This is a genomic window from Levilactobacillus brevis ATCC 14869 = DSM 20054 (assembly GCF_001433855.1).
Lineage (GTDB): Bacteria > Bacillota > Bacilli > Lactobacillales > Lactobacillaceae > Levilactobacillus > Levilactobacillus brevis.
Genome location: NZ_AZCP01000004.1, coordinates 227016 through 251803, shown reverse-complemented (window position 1 = coordinate 251803; position 24788 = coordinate 227016). Strand labels below are relative to the sequence as shown.

At 47.5% G+C, this 24788-nt stretch carries 22 protein-coding genes; 13 read left to right on the top strand and 9 right to left on the bottom strand.

Features of this window, described 5'->3' with window-relative positions:
- The first annotated feature begins 54 nt into the window (after positions 1 to 54).
- From FC61_RS09105 to FC61_RS09090, 4 genes are all read left to right on the top strand, one after another.
- Positions 55 to 912, top strand: coding sequence for a DUF3737 family protein (locus FC61_RS09105; protein WP_021742500.1), 858 nt, complete (start codon positions 55 to 57; stop codon positions 910 to 912).
- Positions 912 to 2078 (top strand): MalY/PatB family protein, encoded by a 1167-nt coding sequence (locus FC61_RS09100; RefSeq protein WP_021742499.1) that lies wholly within the window; start codon positions 912 to 914, stop codon positions 2076 to 2078. The genes FC61_RS09105 and FC61_RS09100 overlap by 1 nt, the downstream gene beginning before the upstream one ends.
- Positions 2079 to 2218: 140 nt before the next feature.
- A complete protein-coding gene (locus FC61_RS09095; RefSeq protein ID WP_021742498.1) occupies positions 2219 to 3172 on the top strand; it encodes a Dyp-type peroxidase in 954 nt (317 codons plus the stop codon).
- A gap of 307 nt (positions 3173 to 3479) precedes the next feature.
- Positions 3480 to 4709 (top strand): MFS transporter, encoded by a 1230-nt coding sequence (locus FC61_RS09090; protein WP_035464958.1) that lies wholly within the window; start codon positions 3480 to 3482, stop codon positions 4707 to 4709.
- A gap of 35 nt (positions 4710 to 4744) precedes the next feature.
- Here FC61_RS09090 and FC61_RS09085 read toward each other — a convergent pair whose 3' ends face one another.
- A complete protein-coding gene (locus FC61_RS09085; RefSeq protein ID WP_021742496.1) occupies positions 4745 to 5224 on the bottom strand; it encodes a Rossmann-fold NAD(P)-binding domain-containing protein in 480 nt (159 codons plus the stop codon).
- Positions 5225 to 5619: 395 nt separating this feature from the next.
- Here FC61_RS09085 and FC61_RS09080 point away from each other — a divergent pair, with 395 nt between their 5' ends.
- The 5 genes from FC61_RS09080 to FC61_RS09060 all read left to right on the top strand — a co-directional run bounded on the left by FC61_RS09080 (position 5620) and on the right by FC61_RS09060 (position 10539).
- The gene (locus FC61_RS09080) at positions 5620 to 6825 is read left to right on the top strand and encodes a betaine/proline/choline family ABC transporter ATP-binding protein (protein ID WP_011667089.1); all 1206 of its coding nucleotides are present in this window, start codon (positions 5620 to 5622) and stop codon (positions 6823 to 6825) included.
- On the top strand, positions 6822 to 7448 hold the full coding sequence (locus FC61_RS09075; protein ID WP_021742494.1) for an ABC transporter permease: 627 nt from the start codon (positions 6822 to 6824) through the stop codon (positions 7446 to 7448). Before FC61_RS09080 ends, FC61_RS09075 begins: the two co-directional genes overlap by 4 nt.
- A 10-nt stretch (positions 7449 to 7458) precedes the next feature.
- A complete protein-coding gene (locus FC61_RS09070) occupies positions 7459 to 8391 on the top strand; it encodes an osmoprotectant ABC transporter substrate-binding protein (protein WP_021742493.1) in 933 nt (310 codons plus the stop codon).
- 1 nt (position 8392) lies between these two features.
- A complete protein-coding gene (locus tag FC61_RS09065; RefSeq protein WP_011667086.1) occupies positions 8393 to 9055 on the top strand; it encodes an ABC transporter permease in 663 nt (220 codons plus the stop codon).
- Between the two features lie 152 nt (positions 9056 to 9207).
- The gene (locus FC61_RS09060; RefSeq protein ID WP_024525829.1) at positions 9208 to 10539 is read left to right on the top strand and encodes a hypothetical protein; all 1332 of its coding nucleotides are present in this window, start codon (positions 9208 to 9210) and stop codon (positions 10537 to 10539) included.
- A gap of 69 nt (positions 10540 to 10608) precedes the next feature.
- On the opposite strand, the gene FC61_RS09055 is transcribed toward FC61_RS09060, so the two are convergent.
- The 3 genes from FC61_RS09055 to FC61_RS09045 all read right to left on the bottom strand — a co-directional run bounded on the left by FC61_RS09055 (position 10609) and on the right by FC61_RS09045 (position 14933).
- On the bottom strand, positions 10609 to 12150 hold the full coding sequence (locus FC61_RS09055) for a hypothetical protein (RefSeq protein WP_035464957.1): 1542 nt from the start codon (positions 12148 to 12150) through the stop codon (positions 10609 to 10611).
- Between the two features lie 119 nt (positions 12151 to 12269).
- Positions 12270 to 12659 carry a tautomerase family protein gene (locus FC61_RS09050; RefSeq protein WP_011667083.1) on the bottom strand — a complete coding sequence of 130 codons (390 nt, stop codon included), beginning with the start codon at positions 12657 to 12659 and terminating at the stop codon, positions 12270 to 12272.
- A gap of 6 nt (positions 12660 to 12665) precedes the next feature.
- On the bottom strand, positions 12666 to 14933 hold the full coding sequence (locus FC61_RS09045) for an ATP-binding cassette domain-containing protein (RefSeq protein ID WP_042516752.1): 2268 nt from the start codon (positions 14931 to 14933) through the stop codon (positions 12666 to 12668).
- Positions 14934 to 15112: 179 nt separating this feature from the next.
- Here FC61_RS09045 and FC61_RS09040 point away from each other — a divergent pair, with 179 nt between their 5' ends.
- Positions 15113 to 15634 (top strand): DUF1440 domain-containing protein, encoded by a 522-nt coding sequence (locus FC61_RS09040; protein ID WP_011667081.1) that lies wholly within the window; start codon positions 15113 to 15115, stop codon positions 15632 to 15634.
- An 18-nt stretch (positions 15635 to 15652) separates the two neighbouring features.
- Entirely contained in the window at positions 15653 to 16984 is a 1332-nt protein-coding gene (locus FC61_RS09035; RefSeq protein ID WP_021740835.1) for an MFS transporter, read from the top strand.
- 165 nt (positions 16985 to 17149) lie between these two features.
- On the opposite strand, the gene FC61_RS09030 is transcribed toward FC61_RS09035, so the two are convergent.
- Positions 17150 to 17695 (bottom strand): MarR family winged helix-turn-helix transcriptional regulator, encoded by a 546-nt coding sequence (locus FC61_RS09030; protein WP_024525833.1) that lies wholly within the window; start codon positions 17693 to 17695, stop codon positions 17150 to 17152.
- A gap of 248 nt (positions 17696 to 17943) precedes the next feature.
- On the opposite strand from FC61_RS09030, the gene FC61_RS09025 reads away from it, so the two are divergent.
- Positions 17944 to 18183: a hypothetical protein gene (locus tag FC61_RS09025; RefSeq protein ID WP_024855215.1), complete on the top strand. Its 240-nt coding sequence runs from the start codon at positions 17944 to 17946 to the stop codon at positions 18181 to 18183.
- A 477-nt stretch (positions 18184 to 18660) separates the two neighbouring features.
- Here the strand turns inward: FC61_RS09025 and FC61_RS09020 are convergent, their stop codons facing one another.
- Positions 18661 to 19146, bottom strand: coding sequence for a cytidine deaminase (locus tag FC61_RS09020; protein WP_015473176.1), 486 nt, complete (start codon positions 19144 to 19146; stop codon positions 18661 to 18663).
- Positions 19147 to 19240: 94 nt separating this feature from the next.
- Here FC61_RS09020 and lepB point away from each other — a divergent pair, with 94 nt between their 5' ends.
- On the top strand, positions 19241 to 19825 hold the full coding sequence (gene lepB, locus FC61_RS09015) for a signal peptidase I (RefSeq protein ID WP_021740837.1): 585 nt from the start codon (positions 19241 to 19243) through the stop codon (positions 19823 to 19825).
- 89 nt (positions 19826 to 19914) lie between these two features.
- Here lepB and FC61_RS09010 read toward each other — a convergent pair whose 3' ends face one another.
- The 3 genes from FC61_RS09010 to FC61_RS09000 all read right to left on the bottom strand — a co-directional run bounded on the left by FC61_RS09010 (position 19915) and on the right by FC61_RS09000 (position 24756).
- Positions 19915 to 21609 carry an oleate hydratase gene (locus FC61_RS09010; RefSeq protein WP_021740838.1) on the bottom strand — a complete coding sequence of 565 codons (1695 nt, stop codon included), beginning with the start codon at positions 21607 to 21609 and terminating at the stop codon, positions 19915 to 19917.
- Between the two features lie 228 nt (positions 21610 to 21837).
- Positions 21838 to 22590: a hypothetical protein gene (locus tag FC61_RS09005; RefSeq protein WP_021740839.1), complete on the bottom strand. Its 753-nt coding sequence runs from the start codon at positions 22588 to 22590 to the stop codon at positions 21838 to 21840.
- Between the two features lie 225 nt (positions 22591 to 22815).
- Positions 22816 to 24756, bottom strand: coding sequence for an acyltransferase family protein (locus FC61_RS09000; protein ID WP_035463957.1), 1941 nt, complete (start codon positions 24754 to 24756; stop codon positions 22816 to 22818).
- Positions 24757 to 24788 lie beyond the last annotated feature (32 nt).

The following is a 24788-nucleotide window of genomic DNA, read 5'->3' as shown; positions in this document are numbered from 1 at the left end:
GTACGCCTCACCAATTCTAGTAACTTCAACGGATAAAAGGAGTCGACAACACACTTGACTACAGAAATTAATCAACAAACTTTAACTGGCGAACGGGCCTTGTTTCAAGGTCACGATCTCCACATTACCAATAGCACCTTCGTCGATGGTGAATCCCCATTAAAGCACGCGCGTAGTGTCGCCATTGATCACACCATCTTCAAATGGAAGTACCCGTTATGGTACGCCCATCACGCTAATCTAACGCACACGACGTGGCAGCCAGACGCTCACGCTGGTATTTGGTACACAGACGATCTCACCATGCAGCACAGCTTGATTCGGGCCACTAAGACCTTTCGGCATGCTAGTCATCTCAAACTAGACGATGTAACTTTTGCGGACGCTGGTGAAACCCTTTGGTGGTGCCAAGACGTTGATTTGCGTAACGTGACGGCAACGGGTGATTACTTCGGCATGAATAGTGAAAATGTCTATGCTGATCACCTAAAAATCACCGGGAACTATGCCTTTGACGGTAGTAAAAACGTCGAGGTTCATCATTCCACGTTAATTACCCATGACGCCTTCTGGAATTGTGACAACGTCACTGTTTATGATTCCACCATTATCGGCGAGTATTTAGCGTGGAACACCAAGAACATTACCTTCGTCAACTGTTGGCTCGAAAGCGATCAAGGCCTGTGTTACGTGGACCATCTCACGCTCAAAAACTGTTCGCTTATCAATACCGACTTGTCCTTCGAGTACTGCACGGATATCGACGCCACCATCAATACGGCAATTGATAGCGTGAAAAATCCGGTTAACGGCCAAATCACCGCACCCGCAATTGGTCAGGTAATCTTCGATGATCCCACCATTGACGAACACCGTACCACCATTACAACTACCAAGGAGGCATTACCGTAATGCAGTATGATTTTTCAGAAATGATCGACCGGCGCCATACTGACTCAGTTAAGTGGGACGTCCAAGACAACGAGCTCCCCATGTGGGTAGCAGACATGGACTTCCGGACCGCTCCCGGCATTATCAGCGCTATCAAACAAAAGGCGGACGGCGGCATCTTTGGTTACGAAGAGGTTCCCGCAGCTTACTTTGAAGCCGTGCAACACTGGTACGCCACGGAACATAACTGGGCCCCTAATACGGATTGGATGCGTTTTGTGACTGGTGTTGTGCCTGCACTCTCTTCAGCTGTCCGCCGTTTGAGTCACGTCGGCGATAACGTCTTGGTGCAAGCGCCCGTCTACAATATCTTCTATAATTCGATCGTCAATAACGGTCGGCACGTCTTATCTAGTGACCTGCAATTTCACGCGGGCGCCTATACTATTGACTGGGACGATCTCGCGGCAAAGATGGCAGAACCCCTCACGACCATGATGATCCTCTGTAACCCCCACAATCCAGTCGGTAAGGTCTGGACATCGGCGGATCTGCAACATATCGCGGAACTGGCGGCCACTCATCACGTCACCGTCTTTAGTGATGAGATTCACGGTGACATCACGGATGCCGGTCATGGCTATACGCCATTTGCCGCTGTAAGTGATTTGGCGGCTAATCTTAGTGTAACGGCGGTATCTCCTAGCAAGACCTTTAATGTCGCTGCCTTACACGCTGCGACTCTGATCATTCCCAACGAGAACTTACGCAACCAAGTCGACCGGGGGATCAATACCGACGAACTGGCGGAACCCAACGCTTTTGCCATTCCTGGCTCGATTGCGGCCTATACAACTGGCTCACAGTGGGTTCATGAACTAAACGCAACAATTACGGCTAACAAGCAAACCCTCACGACATTCGTACAGCAACAACTACCAGAGCTACACGTGATTGCTGGTCACGCCACCTATCTGGTCTGGATTGACTGTCGCGATGTCACCCAGGATACCCAGGCCCTGTGCTCGGCAATTCGGCAAACAACCGGCTTGTTCATCTCTGCCGGTGCGGTCTATGGCGGTGACGGTCACGACTTCGTCCGTATCAATGTGGCTTGTCCCCCAGCTCGCCTACAAGATGGCTTGAATCGTCTGGCGACGGGCATTCATCAGTTTGAACAGGCCTAAATCTTTGAGCTTAAGCTATAGCTTAGGCTCTTTTTATGTATCATTATTTCGTAACTATTATCACTCGATAACTTATTCACCGTCTAACGCCGAGATCATGCTATACTAAAATCGATTATTAGAATTAGGGGGATGTTCTTATGTCAATCAATCCAGCTGACGCGCAAGATGTCTACCGTGACGCCGGCGATAATATCATGTTTACCACGTATCTAATTAACCGTGATGACCTATCAGGCGACCGTGAAGCATTGGCCGAGTTTGCCGACCGTTTGGCCGCAATTGAGCGTAGTATGGTAATTCGCTATCCAGATGCTGATTTAAAAGTTGCTTTCGGTATTGGGGCAACGGCTTGGCGGCTTCTTTTTCCTACAGCCAACCGACCGAAAGAACTCGTTGATTTCACCGGCGTAACCGGACCTAAATACAGCGCACCGGCAACTCCGGCTGACCTATTCCTACACGTCCGGGCCAAAACGATGGCCGTCGTCTACGAAGTGCTCGATCAAGCCCGTGAGTTCTTACGCGATTGGACCACCGTTGTCGATGAAACACCGGGGTTCCGGTATTTTGAGGGCCGAGCAATCATCGGCTTCATCGATGGGACCGAAAATCCTGCTGGCCAAGATGCTACGCAGTACGCATTGATTGGCGATGAAGATCCTGAATTTATTAATGGTTCTTACGCCTTTGCTCAGAAGTACACCCACAATATGGACGCGTGGAATGGCCTGCACACCGAGGATCAAGAAAAGGCGATTGGTCGCCATAAATTCAGCGATCGGGAACTAGACGATGACGAAAAGCTACCGAATGCCCATAACATTGCCTCACAAGACAATGATGGTGATATTGAACACAAGATTGTCCGCATGAATGTGCCCTACGCTGAACCAGGTAAAGGGATCGTTGGAACTTACTTTATTGGCTACGCGCGGCACTTTACCGTGACGCAACGCATGTTAACCAACATGTTTAGCCAAAGCGATCGCCTACTGGACTTCAGCACCCCCATTACTGGGGCGGCCTTCTTCATCCCATCGCGGCGACTCTTAGAAAAGATTGCCGATGGTGCGTATTTCCCACAAGACTAGTCTCTAATGAGTGGCATGAACGACCATTAGTTGATCCACATTGAATTAATCACTATTTGGAAACCCGAAACGTCTAGGACTTTGGCCCTAGGCGTTTTTTATTTTCAACCGTAACCTAAACTTAATTTCATTGAGTGGTAGCCCCTTATTTAAACCATTGCGAGCGCATACAAATGAGTCGTTAACGTTGACCTTCCGCGGCTATGGGCGTATCTTAGTAAAGTTACCATTACGGATAAGTCACAATTGGTTCGCGTTACCTAGGGTAACCTGATCAATTAATTCAAGTTATAGGAGTTGACATATTTTGGACGAAGCTGAAAGAGAACGCGGGCCTTGGCGGCGTAATCTGCGGGTTCTCTGGTTCTGTACGTTCGTTGCCGGCATGGCATTTAGTGAGATCATGCCATTTTTATCGCTATATATTAGTAGTCTTGGCGATTACACCAAGTCACAAGTCACCATGTATAGTGGCCTCGTGTACGCTGCTGACTTCTTTGTCAGTGCCATTGCTTCCCCCCTTTGGGGAATGGTTGCCGATCGCAAGGGTCGTAAGCTCATGTTAATGCGCGCTTCATTAGGTACGGCCGTAGCCATGGCCTTAATGGGCTTTGCCACCAGCGTTTGGCAGTTAGTGGCCTTACGGGCATTACAGGGTGTCTTTGCCGGATTCATTTCTAATGCCCAGGCGTTAGTCGCCTCGCAAACACCCCGTAAACACAGTGGGGCTTCCCTCAGCACATTAATGACCGGTGTCACGAGTGGCATGCTACTAGGTCCGGTCATCGGTGGGGTTTTGGCCCAGGTCTTCTCCATTCGATTGACCTTTTTCATCACAGCCTTATTGCTCTTTTCGACGTTTATTTTAAGTTGGGTCTTCGTTGAAGAACAGTTCAAGCCCGTCGTCAAGCAACCTGGGGCGGCTAAAAGTCATAATCCACTGGCAGCCTTCCCTAATCCCAAATTAATTCTGGTCTTGTTATCCTCAACGCTCATTGTTCAATTTGGGAATATCTCCATCTCCCCCATTATTAGCTTGTACGTCAAGGAACTCATGCATAACGTCGGTCCCATTACGGTAGTTGCTGGGATAATTGCCGCATTACCGGGGATTTCAAATATTTTTGCCTCACCCCGATTAGGTCGTTACGGCGATCAACACGGCTCGGGAAAAGTCTTGATCTTCGGCTACGTCTTTGCCTTTCTCATGTATTTACCGCAAGGCTTTGTCACCAGCGTCTGGATGTTAGGGATTCTGCGCTTCATGATTGGCATTTCTGACGGGGCATTGTTCCCGGAGATTCAAACCCTACTGACCAAAAACTCGCCAGTCGAACTGACGTCGACGGTCTTCAGTTGGAATCAGTCCTTTCAGTCAATCGGTAATATGCTGGGGTCACTGCTGGGTGGTTGGATTGCCGGTGTCTTTAATTACAACGCCGTCTTTATCTCAACCGCTCTGCTCATGCTGATTAACCTGTTACTGGTTTGGTGGCTAGTTCCTGAAATTCGCCGCTCTAAAACCCAAGCCGCATAAAAAAACGCGTTGTCCTGATGGGCAACGCGTTTTCTTTAACTCATCATTTGTTCAATGGGAAAAGACGTTTCGGGGTCAAAAACCGCCGTTGGTGCTGGATTAACCGCCAGCAACGTGCTTACGCCAGCAAGTCCATCAACCAAGTCAAAATTTAAATGTGCTGTCATTAATCGGCGACGGGCATCGCGGATTTGTCCCGGCAATTCAACAATGTCATCGGTCCGACTCACAATCACTTGTGACGTTCCGGTAGCCTGAGCGGCAGTAATTAATGTCGTCACAGTATTAGCTAGCTTAATTGTTGGGATCAAAGCCACCACGATGTCTTGATCCATCATAGCAGCCGTCAAACCACCTTCGTCGAGTGTTTCCTCAGTTAATGCGGTCACAGTTTGGGGGAGGGTCACTGCACTAGGGGTGTACACCGTCAGCTGAAGCTGATTATTTTCGCTTAGTTGTCGGACAAAGGTTTGGCTGGTCGCGTCCATTGCGCCAGCAAGCAGGATTCGTTTCAAGATCGTAACTCCCTTTCGGTTTTGTTGATGTTATGTAGTATACAGGGTTCGAGCAGGTCGAAGGCAACCCTTTTTTTGGTAAAAAATCCACTCCTCTTAATAAGAATTTTCTTATCAAAAAACAGATTTTGACTATCGCCACCCAAGCCGATGGGTACAGCGTTTTGACCGGGTTGTTCAGGCATTTACATGACATGATTATCAACACCAGGAATTGTATCCGTTTGGAAATTACTGGTAAATCGTGTACAATAGGTTTAATCGTAAGCCGAAAAATCAAATACGACCGGTCCCCAGGTTGCTCCCGCTCTGACGTGTGCTCCCGGCACACCGATCGTCTTTTTATTTCCGGCACTTTGCCGGTTCAGTAACATCATTACTCAGGAGGTTAATCTATGCTACTTTCAATGGAACATCTACGTAAAGAATATCCCAACGGTAAAGTTGCCGTTGACGACTTCAACCTTGAAGTCGACCGCGGTGAATTTATTGCTTTTATTGGGACCTCTGGTTCCGGGAAGACCACGACCATGCGGATGATTAACCGTATGCTCAACCAAACTTCTGGTACCATTAAGATCAACGATAAGGACATCTCGAAGATGGACCCCGTCAAGCTCCGTCGTTCAATCGGTTATGTCATTCAAAATATCGGGTTAATGCCCCACATGACGATTCAAGAAAATATTGAAATCGTCCCTAAATTGCTGGGCTGGTCTAAAGAAAAACGGGCTAAACAAGCCCATAAAATGATTGAATTGGCCCAACTCCCCGATGAGATGCTGCAACGCTACCCTGGTGAATTATCCGGTGGGCAACAACAACGGATTGGGGTCGTACGTGCCTTGGCCGCTGACCAAGAAATCATTCTAATGGATGAACCCTTTGGTGCCTTGGACCCAATCACGCGGGAATCATTACAGGATTTAGTCAAACATTTACAAGAGGACTTGGGTAAAACCTTTATCTTTGTGACGCATGATATGGATGAAGCCCTCCACCTAGCAACCAAGGTGGTCATTATGAGTCAAGGTAAGCAGGTCCAAGTGGATACGCCCGAAAACATCTTGCGTCACCCAGCCAACGAATTCGTTACGAACTTGATTGGTGAAGAACGCTTGATTCGCGCCCAACCAAATATCCTGTCCGTTAGTCAAATCATGTTAAAGAACCCTGTCGCTATTACGCCAGATAAGACGTTAGACGATGCCATTGACGTCATGCATGATCGTCGAGTGGATACCTTGCTGGTTACAGATGCCAATGGGGTCTTACAAGGCTACATTGACTTAGACGATATTAACCGGACGACTGATCCACATACGCCAATCAGTGAGCTGACGAACGAAAAGGTCTTTTATGTCAAAGCTGACTCGCTAATCGGTGATACCGTTGATCGGATTCTCAAACAGGGGGTTAAAAACGTTCCAGTCGTTGATAAACAAAAACGGCTCGTCGGGATCGTCACGCGGACCGCATTGGTTGATATCGTGTATGACGCTTTGCGTGGAGCACCAGAAGCTGATGAAACTCCCGCTTCCCCAATCAATGCTGATATTCACGCAGCAGCCACTCATGAAGGGGGCGACACCGAGAAATGATGCATTTTCTAGCGACTTATGGGACACAGCTGATCAGTAAGACCGGCCAACATCTCTACATTTCGGCAGCGGCACTCGCTCTGGGCGTTATCGTAGCCGTTCCGCTGGGAATTTTACTGACGCGAATGAAACACGGCGCGAATTTTGTGATTACGTTAGCTGGTGTTCTTCAAACGATCCCTGCCATGGCATTATTAGCCATGATGATTCCCATCTTTGGGATTGGATCGACACCAGCCATCGTCGCCCTATTCATCTACTCACTACTTCCCATCTTGCGGAACACCTATTTGGGGATGCAAGGGGTCTCACCAACCGTTCGTGATGCCGCTAAAGGCATGGGCATGACTTGGTGGCAAATGATGCTGCGAGCCGAAATCCCCTTAGCAGCTCCCGTGATTATGGCCGGTATTCGGCTCTCAGCAACCTATGTGATTGCTTGGGCAACGTTGGCATCTTATATCGGTGCTGGTGGCCTAGGTGACTTCATTTTCAATGGTTTGAACCTCTACCGTTCCGACTTAATCTTGGGCGGGTCAATTCCGGTTATCCTGTTGGCACTAATCGTCGATTACTTATTGGGTAAACTGGAAACAGCCGTGACACCACGGCAATTACGATAGGAGGCTCGCTATGCGCAAACACTTACGAAAATGGCTCGCTGGACTTTTGGCCGCTGTCATCCTCTTACCACTGGGTGGCTGTTCCTTACCAGGTCTAGCTGGTTCAGGTAATGATACAATACGAATTGCCTCGCAAAATACGACTGAGCAACAAATCATGGCCTATATGATTGCGGGCATGATTGAACATGACACAAGCTTAAAAACATCGATCATCAATAACCTCGGGTCCGGAAATGTTAGTTTTAACGCGTTAAAGAATGGCAACGCCGATATTTCCGCCATTCGTTTCTATGGGACCGACCTTACCACGATTCTTAACGAGAAATTCGAACGAGACCCGGCCAAAGTTAAGGCAACGGTGACGAAAGGGTTTCAAGATCGGTATCACATGACCTACTTTAAGACGTATGGCTTCGCGGATACTTACGCGTGGATGGTCACCCAAAAGTATGCCAAGCAGCATCACTTAAAGACCGTCAGTGATATGAAAAAGTTGGCGCCTAAGATGAAGGTCGGCATCGACCAAATTTGGCAAAACCGCCAAGGTGACGGGTATCCATCGTTCCAAAAAATGTATGGTTATAGCTTTGGCACCGTTTATCCGATGCAGACTGGACTGCTCTATGATGCCTTATCGGCTAATAAAATGGATGCCATTCTTGGCTACTCCACTGATGGTCGGGTTGCCAGTTATCATCTGAAGTTACTGAAGGATGATAAGCATTTCTTCCCACCATACGATGCCAGTCCAGTGGCCACTAACGCCATTTTGAAAAAGCATCCGGAACTGAAACCCGTCTTAGAAAAACTCGAGGGTAAGATCTCGTTGAAGACCATGCAGGAACTGAACTACAAGGTTGACGACGAACTTGAAGAACCGCAGACAGTTGCCATGAATTATTTGAAACAACACCACTACTTCGAAGGAGGGAACAACTAACATGAAAGACATGGGTCTGTTTAGCCAGTTGGTCTATTACTTTAGCCACAACGGGATGTACGTGCTCAGTCAATTTAACCAAACGTTCCTCGTTTCGATTTATGGGGTGCTGTTGGGTGCAATTGTCGGGATTCCATTAGGCATTTGGATCTCCCAATATCGGCGGTTATCCCCCGTCATTATCGGGATTGCCAATGTTATTCAAACCATCCCCTCGTTAGCCATGCTATCGATCTTGATGCTAGGACTGGGATTGGGCCAAACGACGGTTATCGTCACGGTCTTTCTTTACTCACTCCTCCCGATTATTAAAAATACCTACACCGGGATGTTGAGCGTTGACCGCGACGTCTTAGATGCCGGAAAGGGGATGGGGATGACCGGCTTTCAAATCATGAAAACCATTCGGCTCCCCCTTTCCTTATCCGTCATTATCGCCGGGATTCGTAACGCCTTAGTTATCGGTATCGGGATTACCGTTATCGGTTCCTTCATCGGTTCTGGTGGTCTTGGTGACATCATTGTCCGGGGAACTAACGCAACTGATGGTGGAGCTATTATCTTAGCGGGGGCGTTACCAACCGCCTTGATGGCCATCATTACCGATTTGGTGTTATCCTTTATTGAAAAGCGATTAACGCCTAAGACCTCTTCGGAACGTTAATTCATTCGTTATTACTGGTAAATAAGCCATGTTGTCAAAACTTCAAGTTCTGGCGACATGGCTTATTTAGGTGACCTTATGACCCTACATTAAGCATCCCATCCATGGAATTTGCTATACTAGGACTAAATAATTTTGAGGAGCTGATGACGGTGGCCCGTTTCCGGCAAGCCGGTATTGATTTTTCTATTGGTACACTAAACTTTCTAGCTAACGTGGGGATCATGTTGCCCTACATTTTAATTTTGTTACGCTATCAGCAAACCCAAAGTACCACGTTTCTGATTGCTCTAGTCGCCTTTTATATTTCACGAGCAGCCAGCATCTTTTACACCAAGCGGTTAAATCTTAATTCGACGACGTATCTACTGGTCACCCTGATTTTAGGTGCACTGGGGAGCCTGCTATTTGCCCTCAGTTCTAGTGTCGGTTGGCTCATCATTGGGAGCCTCTTATGGGGATACAGCGCCGCTACGATCTGGCCCTACTTTTTGACGATCAAGCTTCACCTGACCCATACCACCAGCTTCAAAATGAAACGTCTCTACTGGTTAGTCTTTGCCTTATTAGGCATCATGCTGGCAATCGATTTGTCCTTAGGCCTCAGTTATACCCTGACTTTCAGTGTTCTGGCCTTACTTTATCTCGGCGCCATCCCCGGTGGTGTCTTACTGGGGAACTTCGTCAACGATTTCTACCAACATCGTTCGCACAAGATTCATCGACTACATCACATCTGGCGCTGGTTACTGTCCTTGATTGGCTTTGCCGGCATCGCCGTATTAACCACTTTACGCAAAGCACATTTAAATCTCCCAAGTTGGGTAACGTTAACCATTATTGCCATCGCTTTGATCGTCTTCTCAATAGAGTTGTATAGCGATCGCCATGTACTCCCCGATTACAAGATGCGCCTGTTAAATCGGGGCTTCTTAATTAGTTTTGTTCTACTGTTCAACAGTTTTTTTGCCTATTTTTATTGGGGAAGCATCGGCATGTACCTCGTCTTCGGGTTGTATTTACTGGGTTTTGAAGCCGGCTACGCCGTTTTCCAAGTACTCGCCAAACACCAAACGGCTTTGGCCCAGCGTCTCAGTCAGGGCAGTCTCATCGTGGGACACCTTTTACTGCTCATTCCTTGGCGGCTAAGCTACCTCGTGGCCCTCTTACTGATTACGCTTTATATCGGCTACGATAACCCCACCATCAACACGACCCTCTATGAAGCCACGGACATTGATCACGATCTTGCTATCGTTCATAAATACCGCTTCTCAACTTATGGTGGCTTATTAGGTCAACTGACCATGTTCGGCCTGTTAGTCGCCGTGAGTGCCATTATGGCCCAGCCATTGCTGGCATTCTTTAGCCCCACGAATGCCGACCATTTCTGGTTGTACAATGTCGCCTTGAACTGGCCGCTTATTCTGATATCGCTGGGAATTTCATTGGGAAATATCCGTCATGAACCTCAGCATATTTAACTAAAAATGAGACCATCCTGATGGATGATCTCATTTTTTTGATTACTTACTGGCTAATACACATAACCATCAGTCATCCACAGCTTCTTTCAACAACTCCGTTACCAGCTTAGCCGTCGCCTTGGACCGACCGGCCCGTTGATCCGCTTTAACTAAGTAATAACGATGTAAGGCCGACAGCGTCACCGCTTCTGTAGCGGTTGGCAAGGCGTACAGCCGATGATACTGCGCGACAACTGTTGCAAAGTCTGCTTGTGACGTTATCAATTGCCGAAGTTGGCTGGGCGTCACGTGATTTTTCTTGGCCGGTACCCAACCAGTGGCAGGTTGTTCGGCCAACCGCACTTGAAAAGCTTGTCTCAGCTTTTCGGGCCACGTTGCCGGAATAACTGGAGACTGCTGCCAAGATTCCCGTAACCTCAATAGCGTCGCATAACAGGCATCGGATAATTGCCGACCCTCCCAGCAATCCCGCAGCTGCGTCAATCGTTGTCGCCGCTGGTCAGCTGTCAGCTCAAACCCTAGTGCTGCATTAAAGACGTCATCATCCCAATCCCGCTGGCGCTGCGCGGCCAACTGCCGGCTGAACCGATTCAGATCAGCGACTAGGTAACGGGGCACAATTTGAAGCCGCGTAGCCGTGATTTGGCCCGTCCGTGCAAATTCAGTTGCCATCACGCTGAGTTGATAAGAATTTACCAATTGACCGAGTGCTGGTGGCATGGTGATTCCACGCAAACGCTGTTTAAATTGGGGCAAGGGTAAATGTTGCACCATTAAGGCGGCTACTGCCTGTAAATAGGTCTGATAGCTAGTTGACGCACGCAACTGTTGTTCTGCCGTGAGCTGCGCTTGATCGGCCGCCTGCCATGCAGCTGCCGCTTCTTTTTCAGCCAGTTGGGCCTGCTGTTGAACGGCGTGTTGTTGTTGGACTTGTTGCCGTTCAGCCATTTGGCGATCAACCGCCTGCAATTGCGTATATTCTGCCAAATAAGGCGATAATTGGGTTTCTGGCAATATCTGTTGGCGGTGCTTCAAATAACCGGTGACCGTTGTCTTCGTCCCATTCTTCACCCAATGCTGACGTCGACGATGCTGTTGTGGTAAGTGGGGCAAGGCCTGTTGATCCCATAGTATTTCAGGAACCTGGGGATACTGTGCCGTCAGGTCATCATACTGGGCCACTGCGTGAAAGTTATCCTCCGTTGTAATGGTCATCAAGTATTGCATCTCATCACTCATGAACTTCTTGACGCACTCCGACCCCACCAAAATCTCATGTCCATCCGTTCGCAACACCACATGGTACTCGTAGCGCACCGGCTTATGGCACAACGCACAATGGTGCCAGTCTGCGCGTCGATCACTCGCATTAATGGCATACGGTAACCGCGCTAACAACTTCCAAACATCACTGCCTTGAACCAACCAGTTCACTCGTTGATCCAGTAAGAGTTGCCGAGTAGACCGCGACAGAAAATCACTACTGTCTTTAATGGTTGGGTGATCACGCAAAAGTGGCATAACCCGCGTCAGCTCCGTTAATTGTAGTGCTGGCTGACTCAGCTGTAAGAAACGATTCTCAGCTGGCGTTAAAATTGTGGTTGCCATTAAGCCATTTCCTCCATCCTCAAAAATCATGTTCTTTCAGTCTACCATAATTCGGCAAAAATGGGGAACGTACGTTTAATCCGTAGCAAAAAAAGACGACCAACCGGCCGCCTCTTTTATCATAATTTACCATTCAAAAACTGGGCTTCCCCGTTGCCGAAACTCCAATCGGCCTTAGTATTGGTGACCAGATTAATCATAATATCACTGGGGGCCACATCCGTGTGCGTACTTAACTCCTGAACCAATCGCGCATAGAACCGTTCTTTATCAGCCTCCGCACGCGGGCTAGAAGTTAAGCTGAATAATAAAAACTTGGTCGATCGCGGGAGTCCCAATCCGACGTCTTCAATCACCATTTCTTCTGGCTCATGTTGTGTGACGACCTGATAACGGTCACGGGGCAACAAATGAAATTCCTCAGAGGCTACCTGATAAGCAATATCCAAAATCTGACGAATCTCCGCTTTACTACGGCCACGAATCATATCAACTCGCATTAATGGCATAACCCATCATCCTTTCGTATCCTGTTGCCACTGTTTCAAAGCAACACCTGTTTTCGAATCAGCAACTGTCACAGACTGTCGTGGCGTTCCACTGTACTGAATGCGACCACCATAACGACCCGCATCAGGACCTACGTCGATTAACCAGTCAGCCTGACTGATCACGGCCAAGTTATGCTCAATAATGATTAATGAGTTGCCAGTCTCTACCAATTCATTAAACAATTTCAATAACCGTGCCGTATCCTGCAAATGCAACCCAGCGGTGGGTTCATCCAAAAGATACACCGTCCCTTGCTTACCCAATTCAACCGCCAGCTTTAAACGTTGTAGCTCACCACCCGATAAAGTAGTCAACGGTTGTGCCAACGTCAAGTACCCCAGACCGACCCGATCCAAGTTGGCTAACTTCTTGGCAATTGCTGGTGTATCCGCAAAAAATGTGGCCGCAGCTGTCACGGACATTTGGAGAACCTCCGCAATGTTTTTGTCTTGATAGTGATACTGTAATGCGGCGTCACTATAGCGTTTCCCGTGGCACAACTCACAAGTTTGGACAACCGGGTCCATGAAGGCCATGTTAGTAATGGTGACCCCTTTACCCTTACACCGGGGACAAGCGCCTTTACCATTATAGCTGAAGAGGCTCGTACCTACCCGACCGTTAGCTTGGCTAAAGAGCTTACGAATATCATCCAAAATCCCTAGATAAGTTGCTGGCGTCGAACGAATGTTAATCCCCACCGGTGCTTGCGCCAAATCAATATAGTCATCCTGCAGATGCGCCTTAATGGCCGTCACCAGGGAGGACTTACCCGAACCGGCGACACCAGAAATGACCGTCATCACGCCCAGTGGCACATCGATATTCACATCTTGTAAATTATTTTGGGTGATCTTTCTGAGCGCTAATTGTCCCGTGGGTTGTCGTTCGGGTCCCCAGTGATGGGGTTCACGCAGCCACTTCCCCGTTAACGTATCTGACGCCAGTAGGTCTGCGTAACTACCAGTAAACGTTACGGTACCACCACCTTGACCAGCTTGTGGTCCCATTTCAACAACATAATCGGCAAACGCAATCATAGCCGGATTGTGCTCAACCACTAGCACGGTATTCCCCTTATCCTTCAGCTTCGTTAGGGCCTGCTTAATCAGCTGAATATCATGCGGGTGCAACCCCACGCTGGGTTCATCTAAAATATAGACCATATCAACCAAGGAACTGGTCAGATACTTCGCAATTTTTATCCGTTGGGCCTCACCACCAGATAGTGAACTCGTCCCCCGATCCAAGGTCAGATATCCCAGACCAATCGCCACTAATGACTGAATCTTCGTCGTTAATTCACGCACGACGTCGGCCGCCAGTGGGACTGTAATTTGTTGTAAGAACGCTAACACGTGGCGTAAATCCATTGCACTGACCTGCGCAATATTTTGCCCGTTAATTCGGTTTTTCAAAACTTCTGGTTTTAAGCGCGTTCCCTGACAAGTGGGACAGGGTTTGCGCGTCACAATCGCCGCAATTGCTTCTCGATGATGTGCCGCCTCTTTTTTACCAATAATCGACCGGCGAATCCGCGGAACGACACCTTCATATAACGCTGTCCGCGGAAAACCAGCTCCTGGATGCGCTAATCGCTGCTGGGGCGCATGCATCAAGAGATCATATTCGGCCGGCGTATAGTCTTTCAACGGCTTATCGTTATCAAATAGCCCGCTCGTCCCATATCGTCGCCAGCGCCAGGTGCCCGGATCAAAGCTGACGAAGGTAATTGCACCTTCATTTAACGACTTCTCCGGGTCAATCAGCTTACTTTCATCAATGTCATCAACGTAGCCCAATCCCTGACACGTGGGACACATCCCCTGTGGTAAGTTAAACGAAAAGCTATCAGAGTAGCCAATAAATGGCTGCCCAATTCGCGAAAATAGTAGCCGTAGCAACGAGTAAATCCCCGTATACGTTGCCAACGTTGACCGCGCATTTTTTCCCAATCGCTGTTGTTCAATCACAATCGCCACGGGTAAATGTGCAATTTGTCCCACGTGGGGTTGACCAAACTTAGGCAGATATTGCTGGGTAAAACTCGGGAAAGTTTCATTCAATTCGCGACGCGAGGCGGCCGCAATGGTATCGAAAACTAATGATGATTTACCCGAGCCGGATAGGCCCACAAAGACCGTTGTTTGGTACTTAGGTACTCGTAAATTAACGTGCTTCAAATTATTTTGGGTGGCGTCTTGAATCTCAATATAACCCTGCTCAAACATGTTTGCCATGCCGCGCTCCTCTCTCACTCAATTGACAGTAACAATTCCTTCATGACTCTCTTATCAGCTTAACATATCTAAAACCATCCAGATGGCCTCACGCTTCAAGCAAATTTCCCCCTAAATTCTGGTAAGACCGGTATACTCAATAGTGTACTTACTTAAAGGAGGTAGTCATCGTGACCTTATTTGATCATCGTCATTTAAATTTACCCGCAGCAATCATTGCAGGCGGCGCGGCCGGTATCATCTCTGGCTTCGTTAAGCTCGGTTGGGAGAATGTGTTGCCCCCCCGAACCGCAAAACGAGACGCCGTCAATCCACCAGAAACCTTAATGAAACAAGTTGGCATTCCAGATAGCATCTTAAACGCTAGCTATCACTACTCCGGACACGAGATTCCTTGGGCTGGCTTTGTCATCCACTTTGGCTTTTCAACCACTTTCGCTGTGCTATACCAAATTCTCGGTGAAAAGGTACCCGCCATCAAAAAGGATGCCGGTACTTGGTTTGGACTAGCCATCTGGGTAGCCTTCCATCTCGGCATCATGCCCGCCATGGGCACCGTTCCCACCGCTAAAGAACAGCCAAAAGACGAACACATTTCCGAGGCCCTCGGCCATATCGTCTGGATGGTTACCAACGATCTAGTTGGTACCGACGTTTATCGGCGGTTAACGCAACAAAGTCATCGCCATTAGTGGCACGGAGGTAACCCGTTGAACTCTCCTTGGCAAACAAAGTGGCCTGAACGTATTAGCTATGGCCTGAGTGATGCAGCCGATAACTTGGTCTTTCAAATGATGACCACGTATCTCCTGTTCTTTTATACTGATATTTATGGCCTGTCAGCTAGTGCCGCCGCTATTTTATTTATCGTTGCGCGGCTGGCTGATGTGGTTGAAAGCCTGCTCATCGGTGTGTTGATTGATCACACGCATTCTAAATGGGGCAAGAGTCGCCCCTTTTTCCTCTGGTACGCCTTGCCGTACGTATTGTTTGCCGTGCTGACCTTCGTCACCCCGCCATTCGGTGCCCAAGGAAAACTTATTTGGGCATACGTGACTTACCTGGGCCTGGGTTTCTTTTACACCGCGGTTAACCTACCCATCACTTCAATCCTACCGACCATGACCCAAAACGAATCTGAACTAACGCTCCTAGGGGTCATCCGTCAATTTGGTGGTAGCTCGGTGCAAATTATCGTGGCCGTCTTCACATTGCCACTGGTTGCTTGGTTCGGCCACGGCAATCAGCAACATGGATTTTTGCTCACAATCATTTTGTTTGGCGCCATCTCACTGGCATTAATCTGGAATACCTTTTTCCACGTTCGTGAGCGCTTTACCAATCCAGAACATGCTCACCAATCGTGGCGAGCTGTCGGTCGGATGCTACGACGTAACCAACCGTGGTTAATCATCTCTGTGGTCATCTTGTTATATTGGCTAACCACAGCCATTAAGAACCAAACGACGATTTACTACTTCAAATATATCCAACATAGTGAGGCACTGGTTCCGTGGGCCAACAGCTTTACTTTTGCCGCACTAATTGGTGTCTTGCTGATTGTTCGTGCGGCTCACGTTTGGGGGAAAAAACAAACAATGTTGGGTGGGATCGCCTTGGCCGCCGGTGGTCAACTGATCTTAACGCTGGGGGTCTTGTTCAATCAATTAGTTCCCTTATTCGCGGGTATTCTAATCAATTCAGTTGGTAACGGTTTGATTATCGGTCTAGTTTCCATTATGATTGCCGATACCATTCGTTATGGGATGGCTTTGGGGATTCAAGCCGAGGGCATCTTAGCGTCAACTGATGACTTTGGGGTTAATGTCGGTTTAGGCCTTGGTGGTTTAGTAACGGCCGGATTGTTTCACTTGTCCGGATACGTGGCTAATCACCCGCAAAATACTGCAACACAACACATGATTATTTTAAATTATGCTTGGTTGCCACTACTGTTATACATCGTCATGTTTGTTACCTTGTTGTTCTACAATGAACGTCGCTTAAAGATCACCCTTGATCAGCAAAGTGACCGTGACTAAAAGAAGCCGAGTTCTCAGAAGATCTTTCGTCCTGAGAACTCGGCTTCTTTTATTAAACGCGTCTGAATCCGTGTTAATTGCCACGTGTATCATCCATTCGCTTTAACCCAAAAGTAGCCCGAAACCTCCGTTCCGCGCTACTTCCTCGTTAAGATTAATCTTAAGCTATTCAGCCGTACGGCCATGACTGTTCCGGCTACGGTTGGAATTCCGGCGCTTATCATGTAAGCTATCGAATCCAACGAAGCCCGCCGCAATAGCCCGTTCGTTGGCTTTGTGTAAGACCTTGATAAACCGTTCAGCTTCTTCTTTACCACCAAAGAATTCTAGCCAACGGTGGAACCGTTCATCCGTTGCCTGGGATAAGTTCCGTTGAACCCGGCTACCAGCCGCCGTTAACGTAATATATTTGACACGGCGGTCGTTAGGGTCAACCTTTTGCATCACATAATTTTCCTTTAACAGAACGTTTACTTGGCGCGCAATTGCACTCTTCGAAACGCCCTCCAATTTAGCTAATTCCACCAACGTTTGACCATTCTTGCTCCGTGCCACGTTATCCATGACCATGAATGCTTCGAAAGTCAAATTGTACTTTTGCGTCGGAATGGAAACGAAGTCCCCAATGTACTTAAAAATATGCATGTAGAGATCATCGAATTCCTTTTTTAATTGTGCTTCCGTTACTTCTTCACTAGCTGTCTCTGTCATTATTCGTCCATTACTCCTTTGTTCAGCGTATCCGCTGCCTTTTTTCACCCAACTTTGCGTACGGCTACGGGACCGCATGCATACCCTCTAGGTCTATCATCTGACAACAAACTTATCAGGTGAATAACCCTGCGTACATTTTACCATGAAATTAAGTTATCCGATAATGTTTCGCAAACTGGTTTCAAAAGTCGAACGTTTGTTCTATAATAATGTACGAAGTGCTTACCACAAAGGATGTGCCCATCATGTACCCGAACAGTCCACAAATTAGGCATCTACTCCAAAATGCCTACCAAAATAACCAAGTTACAACGCTCACCCTCAAAGCGGCCACATACACGGGAACCATCGATTTTATCACCGATTCCACTGTCTATCTTGGCTTAACTGCTGGTCGTTCCTTAAAAATTCCACTGGCAGATATTACGCATGTTCAACTACACCAATTACAATCTTGGTGGCATCTTTACGAACACTCTAGCTAGTTCCCTTTATTAGTATCGCCTCTCTTCCCCAAAAAATAAAGGGTCTTTAGCAGATCGTTAATGCTTCCAAGGTAATTCTCTGCAAGCGTTGTCTAAAACATGCTTAGCGGGATTCTCACGAAACACCTAACAAAAACACGCATTTAAATTAGTCCTAGTCTAGTTAAATTATACCGCGCCTAGCCCTGAAAAAGTGACCCCAATTTGCAACGACTGGTAACAATCGAAAAGTTACATAGAATGATTGGTTAATTGGATAAGAGCCTACTCCCATGCAGGGTTTGATTGCCAGTTAAAATATCCTACCAACCATTCATAGGGGGATATAAACGATTGGTGGCCTATCATAGATGCTGATTTTCCTTTGTTAAGCCAACCAGTTTACCTCGCTTTATCAGTTCTGGGCTAAAAAATAGCACCTCCAGAAATCAGGATCTGGACGTGCTAATAACCTTATTTAAAATAAACCTACGCTATCTAGTTCAAATCAGTAAAGGCGCCAGGCAAAATCGCGGCTACCGTGGTCGCCGTAAAAGCCCCTTTCTGGTTAGTTAAGTAGATTGGCGCGTCGGCATCAAAGAATTCAGCAATGACCTGGCGACAGATGCCACAAGGGGCAATGGGACCATCCGTGTTGCCAGTTACCAATAACGCCGTAAAGTGTGTCTCCCCGGCAGCAATTCCCGAGAAGATAGCCGTTCGTTCGGCACAGTTAGTGGCACCAAACGAGGCGTTTTCAATGTTGCATCCACCATAAATCTTACCACTGGCACCCACAGCCGCCGCACCCACGTGAAAATGAGAATACGGGGTATAAGCCTTATCGAGCATTGCCGTTGCAACCGTTAGTAATTCTTGTTGTTCTGCCATGTTGCGGCCTCCTTTTAGGTCAATCAGTTTACACCCTTTATTGTGACACAGTTTAACCGAAAGCGCTACCACTAGATCGTTATTTCTAGTCATTTGGTTAATTTTTCACCAAACAGGCAAACGTTAGGGTAAGCTATGCTAGAATGACACCAATCAAGTCTAGTAAACAAGGGAGATCGTCTGACTTATGAAAGTCCTCCGTAACATTCTTAGTTGGGTGGTGCCGATCGTGGTCGCGGTCGTCATTGTCCTACTTGTTCGTACTTATCTATTTGAAGTTGTTAAGGTTTCTGGTGGCTCTATGGAACCCAATCTAACCAACAACGAACGCATGGTTGTCATCAAGCCATTAAAGTTAAAACGACTCAGTGTCATTGTCTTTGACGCCTATGGTGAAGACCCGGCTGCCGCCCCCAACACTAACTATGTCAAACGGGTGATTGGTCTGCCCGGTGACAAGGTGGTCAGCAAGAACGGCTATATTTACGTTAACAACCAAAAAATCAATCAGTCTTTCATCAGTCAGGCCGAACGTGCGGGTGGGACCGGTAACTGGACCCTCGCCAGTCTTGCTAAGAAGAACCATTGGACTTACCGCGGCAACACCGTTCCTCAGGGACACTACTTCGTCTTAGGTGACCATCGCAGTATTTCCGAGGATAGTCGCGCTTGGGGTTACGTTGATGCTAACAAAGTGATGGGCGTCGTCAAGGTGCCATTTTGGACCGGAACTCGTCAACATCGAACCAACATTAACACCATGGCTAGTTAATTCCTGGGTCAAAAAAATAGGGCTTCCCCAGAATCAGACAGATTCTAGGGAGGTCCTATTTTTTTGACCGCAACTCGCTAGTCTAGCGTTTAGCTAAACATCCGGCGTGTGGCCTTCAACAACGTCTTCGGATCTTTATCATAACGCGGCGTCTTGACCAAATGATCCATGGAAATACCCGCAAAGTGATAGGCAGCAATTTCACCTGAACGAACCGCACTTTGCTCCGTGAAAATCATCTGATACGGTTGTTCTGCAAACTCACCCGTAAAGGCAAGATTGGTCGAGTGTGCTGGAATCACTTCCGGCCGATCGGTCTTAGCCCGATTGTTAAATAAGGCCGAGGCATATGGCATGTGCACTGGAATATTATTAATAATACTGTCTAAAATTTCTGCTTCCTTGTGCTTAATATTATCGGGTCCTGGGTCAACTTTAGACAATTGACCAATCAACTCTTGTGCCATTTCTTTCCCAGTCATCTTAATGTACTGTTTGTGGACAAACTCTCCAGTCCGTCGTGGGTAAAGGAAGTATCCCCAAATAACTGTTTCATTAGGCTTTTGCGTCGTGAAATGTGGTTGATGGTGCACCACAATCGACATATTAACATCCTTTTGCCCCAGCTTAGTGATTGGCGTCGTGGACAGGAAGGAGTTCAGGGCATTCCCAGGCATCTGTGTGGTGATCCGTGTAATTTCGTTTAACAACAAGTGATTCTTAGTGGTCAGCGTAAAGCTGGTCCATTCGGAATTCTTCCGGTCGTTAAAGAACTTATCTGGCGTGCCTAGATTATAGAAACGTTCCGTGGCTTTCTTCCACAGTGCGGCACTAATCCCGTATTCCATATTTTCCACAGCCGGAGTGTTGTAATCCCCCATGCTAGTGGAATCCGTAATGGACCCGTTTGTGAAGATAACGGCGGTGTTATCGTCAATTGGTACCAATTCTTCGGTGTCATCCGTGGTATTCTTCACGTGAATCCCGGTAACTGTAATCTCATCTTGCATCGGACTATCGGCAAATTCCCAATCAGTGACAATCCGGTTACCAATAAAGGTGACGCCTTGACCTTTCAGGTAATTAATCAGTGGTAGCATCATGCTTTCGAACTGATTGTACCGCGTCCGGTTAACTCCGACTAAATGTTCAATTTGCGTAAATTCATAAATCATTTGGTGCATGTAACGGCGCAGTTCCTGAGCTGAACTTTCTACCCGAAAGGCGAAAGTCGTTTCCCACATATACCAAAAGTTAGTCTGGAACATGTGCGGGTCGTCCTTAAAGTATTCGGCGATCGTGACATTATCCAACTTTGTTTCTTCGTCATCTGGCATCAAAACCAGCTTGGATAACAGCACCCGATCCTTATTGTTCAGACCCAGCTTGCCACCATCAATGATCCCCTTACCCCCTTGGAGTAAACGGGCTTTATCGAACGTCCGGTGATGTGCATCAAAGTCACGCGTATCTTCGGCCGCCGTCATTCCTGGCTCCGTGGTTGACGGAATCCGGTCCAGTAAGTCCATTAAATCAACGTAGGTCCGGTAGTTTAACATCCGACCACCCCGAGCCACATACCCAGTCTGGTTATCTAATGGATGATTCTTATTCCAGTATTCATCCGTGAAGTCGTGTGCTTCCCCACCATCATTGGACCCGTGCATATCGATGCCATAAAAAGTAATCTGATCGCCACGCCAATGGCCTTCTTGAATCAGATAAACTGCTGCGGCCATATTTGCTAAACCCGCACCAATCATTACTGCTTTTGTCTTTACCATCAAAAAACACCTCCGTAGATTCTTGCTGCTTTTTACACACCCATTATGCGTGCTTTGTCAAAGATTGTAAAGCGGTTACTTCGGGTACCGAAAAACATTAAGAATCCTTAATCTGGCGGGGATTGTGACAGGCCATGTTGTAACTATTTGATCCACTTGGCCGCCCTTTTTTCACCCAAAAAACGGCCACCAATTGGCAGCCGTTTTCAGATAATTCACGTTTTAAATTTAGTCTGCAGGCATGAACTTGCCAGCCGTCAATTGTGACGCCACAACCCAGCCCTTGCTGGAAACGTACAGGTAGTTCACGTTCTTCTTGTTTTCTTTAACCGTGATCTTCTTGGTTGCGTAGTAAGTCTTGCCACCAGCTAAAGTCCCCTTCTTCGTCAAGGTTACCTTAGCCTTATCTGCGGCAAACTTGCCGGTAAAGAAAGCCACGCTACCGTTACCCTTGTAGTGGAAAGCTGATTTCTTGAGACTTGTTGCGCTAACCAATGTGTAGGTCTTGCCAGCAACCTTATCTGCGGCCTTCTTGGTAACCTTCTTGCCGTCAGCTGCCTTAAAGATTCCCTTGGTCAACTTAGACAAAGCAACCCAGCCCTTGGTCTTGCCATTGGAGGTCTTCACGTAAACATACGTCACGCTCTTAGCCTTGGCTGTCTTAGTTGCTTTAGTTTTAACCACAATCTTCTTCGTTGCGTAATACGTCTTTTGGCCCGTCAATGAGCCTTTCTTGGCCATAGTTACTTTGGCTTTGTCTGCGGCAAATGCAGCACTATATAGTGCTGGACTGCCACTCTTAACGTGGAAAGCCGCTTTCTTCATACTCTTTGAGCTAACCAAAGTTAATGTGGTTTTCTTAGCCGCGGTCTTGGTCGCTGCTAAAGCTGTTGCGCTCCCGTTAGTTGGTGCAATCGCCCCTACACCTAATGGTAATACCATGGCTGCCGCTGCAGCAATCATTGCAACTTTCTTCATCATAACAATTACCCCCCGTAGATTATATGTCCGAACCCATCTCTGAATTCACAGATATCATAGCACATCTCTCCTCGGACAACCGACTTGACTACTCGAAAGTCGTCCTGAATGTGCAAAAACACTGATCCACTAGTAAATTCAGGCAACAAACCTTGACTTCCCCAAATGAGTGCGCCCACTAAAAAAGCGTAGATGCTAAATATCTTAGCACTTACGCTTTTAATCTCACGCTTTCGTTTCCTTAGCAATCGCTTTGGCAATTAGTGATGTGAAGTAACGATTACCCTGATTATTCGGGTGAACATGATCACTCACAAACCAACTACTATGTGTCTTCGCAGTTGTGTACCAATCAATAACGTGGACATTTTTATACTTAGCCGCCGTTTTTGCAATTCGGTTATTTACTGAATCTTGCCATTCACGGGTTGGGACGTGCGCCGTCACCCAGAAGATTTGGTGATCGGTACCAATTGCGTGCACAATATCATCGGCCTGCTGAGGCGTCACATAACCATTAGTCCCAATATTCACTAAGACATTCTTGGCTAGTTCACCCCGCTGAGCAAGGCTGTGAATGACTCCCGGAACCGCATCAGCTTGCCGACCAACGGCCCCATCTACAACCGCCCCCGGAAAGACTTGTTGCAAGTCACCAGAGTCGTCCAGCAACACGGAATCGCCGACCGCCGTTAACGGCGTCTGCTTGCTACTTCGTAGTTCATCAGCCGATAAGAAGTACGTTTTCGCAATCTTTTTATCCGCTTTGGATAACTTCGCTAAAGCCGCAGCCTTATCATGCTTTCGTTGCGAGGCCGCTTTTGCCAAAGCGCGTTGTTTCTTGGCTGCCGCGGCATTCTTTTTCTTAGCCGCTGCTTGTCTTGCCGTAATCGTCTTTTGTAACGCTGTCGGTTGTGCGCTAGCTGGTTGTTGAACGAAACCCACAGCCGATAAACTAAACAGTAAGGCGGCAACCACCCCTAATCCGCTCGCCCAACGATGGCGACTAGGTTGATGGAAATACTGCACCACATCCTGCGTAAGTTGCCCATAATGGTAATGGCGCATTGGATTCTCAATTAACCGGTAACTCAACTCCGTGACCAACATAATCAAGGCCAGCTCAATCAGCGAATTTAGTAACGGGTGATTACCAATATTAACCCGGGCCTCATAAAAAATCATAACGGGAAATTGATACAAGTAAATGCCGTAGCTTCGCTGCCCAATATAGCTGAAGACCGGATTCGTCAACACGCGATTCAAATCACTGCCGGGATGCGCTACCGTTGCCACTAGAATTCCTGACAATAACGTAAACCAGAACATCCCACCACGATAAGTGCTGGCTGCTTGGCCACTCATATTGAAGAACATCCAGATCAACATGAGCAGTGACAAACCACCGGCAATATCCAAAATTAACCGGTGAGCGGAAGTCACTTGCGGATTGAGCTTGTGAGCCGGCCACAAGAAGGCCATCGCCGTGCCAATCAAAATCGCAAACATCCGCGTATCAGTACCATAATAAACCCGGTTCGTATTGGCCGGATCGTATAGAATGGCCATCAATACGGCCGACAGAATGGCCACGCCCAATAAAATAGCGGCTGCTCGTAGTCGCTTACGTAAGAATAAGAGCAAGCCCAGTACCACAAAGGGCCAAACGAGATAAAATTGTCCTTCAATCGACAGTGACCATAAATGTGTGAATGGCGACTCCCCACTAAACCGATCGAAGTAGGATTGTCCGTGCTTAATCTCAAACCAATTGTACCCATAAATGAGATTTGTCAGCACCGTACCACGAATATTTAACAACAGACTCCGCTGAAATAGCGTAATGTAGGCCGTGGTCCCCAGTAACATGGTGACCAGTGCCGGGTAAAGTCGTTTTAGCCGTCTGCCGTAGAAGCCAAGAATATTGATGCCTTGGGTCTTATCCCACTCTTGAATCAGTAAATATGTAATCAGATAGCCCGAAACCACGAAGAAAATCGGAACACCTAAGTACCCCCCTTGAAGTGTTGACGGCGCTAAATGATAGATAATAACCCCTAAGACTGCCAACGTCCGAATGCCATCAAATCCCGTAATATAACGCCGCTTGCCCGCATGCTGACGCCGGACTGCTTCCCGCGTTAGTCGCGTGTAAGATTGTTCCATATCCATTACTCCTTTTTCCACCAAACCGATTA

Excerpts from the sequence above, each read along its gene's own strand:
- FC61_RS09100 (WP_021742499.1), top strand. The coding sequence starts at position 912 with ATGCAGTATGATTTTTCAGAAATGATCGACCGGCGCCATACTGACTCA.
- FC61_RS09095 (WP_021742498.1), top strand. The coding sequence starts at position 2,219 with ATGTCAATCAATCCAGCTGACGCGCAAGATGTCTACCGTGACGCCGGC.
- FC61_RS09080 (WP_011667089.1), top strand. The coding sequence starts at position 5,620 with ATGCTACTTTCAATGGAACATCTACGTAAAGAATATCCCAACGGTAAA.
- FC61_RS09075 (WP_021742494.1), top strand. The coding sequence starts at position 6,822 with ATGATGCATTTTCTAGCGACTTATGGGACACAGCTGATCAGTAAGACC.
- FC61_RS09070 (WP_021742493.1), top strand. The coding sequence starts at position 7,459 with ATGCGCAAACACTTACGAAAATGGCTCGCTGGACTTTTGGCCGCTGTC.
- FC61_RS09065 (WP_011667086.1), top strand. The coding sequence starts at position 8,393 with ATGAAAGACATGGGTCTGTTTAGCCAGTTGGTCTATTACTTTAGCCAC.
- FC61_RS09055 (WP_035464957.1), bottom strand. The coding sequence starts at position 12,150 with ATGGCAACCACAATTTTAACGCCAGCTGAGAATCGTTTCTTACAGCTG.
- FC61_RS09050 (WP_011667083.1), bottom strand. The coding sequence starts at position 12,659 with ATGCCATTAATGCGAGTTGATATGATTCGTGGCCGTAGTAAAGCGGAG.
- FC61_RS09045 (WP_042516752.1), bottom strand. The coding sequence starts at position 14,933 with ATGTTTGAGCAGGGTTATATTGAGATTCAAGACGCCACCCAAAATAAT.
- FC61_RS09030 (WP_024525833.1), bottom strand. The coding sequence starts at position 17,695 with ATGACAGAGACAGCTAGTGAAGAAGTAACGGAAGCACAATTAAAAAAG.
- FC61_RS09025 (WP_024855215.1), top strand. The coding sequence starts at position 17,944 with ATGTACCCGAACAGTCCACAAATTAGGCATCTACTCCAAAATGCCTAC.
- FC61_RS09020 (WP_015473176.1), bottom strand. The coding sequence starts at position 19,146 with ATGACTAGAAATAACGATCTAGTGGTAGCGCTTTCGGTTAAACTGTGT.
- lepB (WP_021740837.1), top strand. The coding sequence starts at position 19,241 with ATGAAAGTCCTCCGTAACATTCTTAGTTGGGTGGTGCCGATCGTGGTC.
- FC61_RS09010 (WP_021740838.1), bottom strand. The coding sequence starts at position 21,609 with ATGGTAAAGACAAAAGCAGTAATGATTGGTGCGGGTTTAGCAAATATG.
- FC61_RS09005 (WP_021740839.1), bottom strand. The coding sequence starts at position 22,590 with ATGATGAAGAAAGTTGCAATGATTGCTGCAGCGGCAGCCATGGTATTA.
- FC61_RS09000 (WP_035463957.1), bottom strand. The coding sequence starts at position 24,756 with ATGGAACAATCTTACACGCGACTAACGCGGGAAGCAGTCCGGCGTCAG.